The sequence below is a fragment of the Streptomyces sp. NPDC002130 genome (assembly GCF_040296465.1).
GTDB lineage: Bacteria > Actinomycetota > Actinomycetes > Streptomycetales > Streptomycetaceae > Streptomyces.
On record NZ_JBEOXI010000592.1, the window covers coordinates 1 to 2232 of the forward strand.

At 73.4% G+C, this 2232-nt stretch carries 2 protein-coding genes; both read right to left on the minus strand.

The window, feature by feature from the left end:
- On the minus strand, window positions 1-1112 hold a 1112-nt coding region (locus tag ABT116_RS43235), incomplete at its 3' end, for a beta-ketoacyl synthase N-terminal-like domain-containing protein (RefSeq protein ID WP_351646237.1).
- A gap of 61 nt (window positions 1113-1173) precedes the next feature.
- On the minus strand, window positions 1174-2232 hold a 1059-nt coding region (locus ABT116_RS43240), incomplete at its 5' end, for a phosphopantetheine-binding protein (RefSeq protein ID WP_351646239.1).

Consider the following 2232-nt stretch of genomic DNA (forward strand, 5'->3'; position numbering starts at 1 on the left):
CCGTACGTCGCCAGCAACGCCTGCGCCTCGATCGGGTCACCCAGCCGCGTCCCCGTACCGTGCGCCTCCACCGCGTCCACCTCGGCAGGCGTCAGGCGCGCGTTCGCAAGGGCCTGACGGATGACACGCTCCTGCGACGGGCCGTTCGGTGCCGTCAGGCCGTTCGAGGCACCGTCCTGGTTCACCGCGCTGCCCCGCACCACCGCCAGCACCCGGTGCCCGTTGCGCACCGCGTCCGACAGGCGCTCCACCACCAGCAGACCGACGCCCTCCGACCAGGAGGTGCCGTCGGCGGCGGCCGCGAACGACTTGATCCGGCCGTCGGGGGCGAGTCCGCCCTGGCGTGAGAAGTCGACGAATCCGCCGGGCGTCGCGGTGATCGTCGCGCCTCCGGCGAGGGCGAGGGTGGACTCCCCGCGCCGGACCGACTCCACCGCGAGGTGCAGGGCGACCAGCGAGGACGAGCAGGCCGTGTCGATCGAGACGGCCGGGCCCTCGAGGCCGAAGGTGTACGCGATGCGGCCGGAGGCCACGCTGCTGAGCTTGCCGGTCATGAGGTGGCCCTCCAGCTCGGCGGGCCCTTCGAGTCCGAGGTAGCTCTGCTCGATCACGCCGGCGAACACGGCGGTACGGCTGCCGCGCAGGGTGGCGGGGTCGATCCCGGCGTCCTCGAACGCCTCCCACGCGGTCTCCAGCAGGACGCGCTGCTGGGGGTCCATGGCGCGGGCCTCGCGGGGCGAGATGCCGAAGAAGTCGGCGTCGAACAGGGCGGCTCCGTCGAGGAACCCGCCCTCCCGGGTGTACGACGTGCCCGGCTCGTCGCGGTCCGTGCTGTACAGCGCGTCGAGGTCCCAGCCGCGGTCCTCGGGGAAGGGGCTGATGGCGTCCCGGCCTTCGGCGGCGAGGCGCCACAGGTCGTCCGGTGACGTGACTCCGCCCGGGAAGCGGCATGCCATGCCGACGATGGCCACCGGTTCGGCGGCGGCCGACTCGAGCGTCTCGATGCGCTCGCGTGCCTTCTGCAGGTCGGCGGTGACCCACTTCAGGTAGTCGACGAGCTTCTGTTCCCTGGTCTGGGCCTGGTCCTGCGCGCGGGACATGTCAGCGGACATGCGGAATCAGTCTCTCCTCGGTACCGGAAAAGTGGTGGTGCGGGGCGGCGGACGGGCGGCGTCAGTTCGCGGCCCGGCCGAGCCGGCTGTCGATGAAGTCGAAGATCTCGTCGGCGGACGCGTCCATGAGGTCGGCGACATCGGCGTCGGCGGCGGACGGGGACGGTGTGTCCGTGGGTCCCGCGAGACGGTCGGCCAGGGCTCGCAGCCGGGCGGACAACGCCACGCGGGTCTCGTCCGGCTGCGAGCCGTCCGCCGCGAGGGCGTCCACGGACGCCTCCAGCCGGTCCAGTTCCCCGGTCGCGGCACGAACCGGTCCGCCCTCGGGACCGGGAGCGGCCGCCTGTGTTTTCAGGTAGGCCGCGAGCGCGACGGGGGTCGGATGGTCGAAGACGGCGGTGGCGGGCAGGGAGAGACCGGTGTCGGCACCGAGCCGGTTGCGCAGTTCGACGCCGGTCAGGGAATCGAAGCCCAGTTCCTGGAAGGGGCGGTGGGGCACCACGGCCGAGGTGTCGGGATGCTTGAGCACCTTGGCGACCAGCTCCGTGACGAGGGTCAGAAGGTACTGCTCCCGCTGTGCGTCGCCCAGTGGCGCGAGCCGCTCGGCCAAGGGCACCGCCCGGGGCGCCTGCGCCGGAATGCCGGGCGTGACGCGTGCGACGGGGCCGGAGTCGCGGCTGCCGTGGGCGACTTCGTCGAGCCAGTACCGTCGGCGCTGGAAGGCGTAGGTGGGCAGCGGGACCCGGCGGGCTCCGGTACCGGCGAAGAACGCCTCCCAGTCGACGGGCACGCCCCGGGCGTGGAGGGTGCCGAGCGCCTCGACCAGGGTCTCCGGCTCGGGGCGCCCCGCGCGGGTGGCGACGGTGGCGGTCAGGGCGTCGGGGTCGCGGACGGCCTGGGCGGCGAGGGCGGCGAGGGTGCCGCCGGGGCCGAGTTCCAGGAGTGTGGTGACGCCCTCGGACTCCAGGGTGGTGACGGCGTCGGCGTAGCGGACCGGCTGCCGGACCTGGGTCACCCAGTAGTCGGCCGAGCGCAGGTCCTCACCCTCGGCCAACCGGCCCGTCACGGTCGAGACCACAGCCAGCCGGGGAGCCTCATAACGCACCTCCTTGGCCACCGA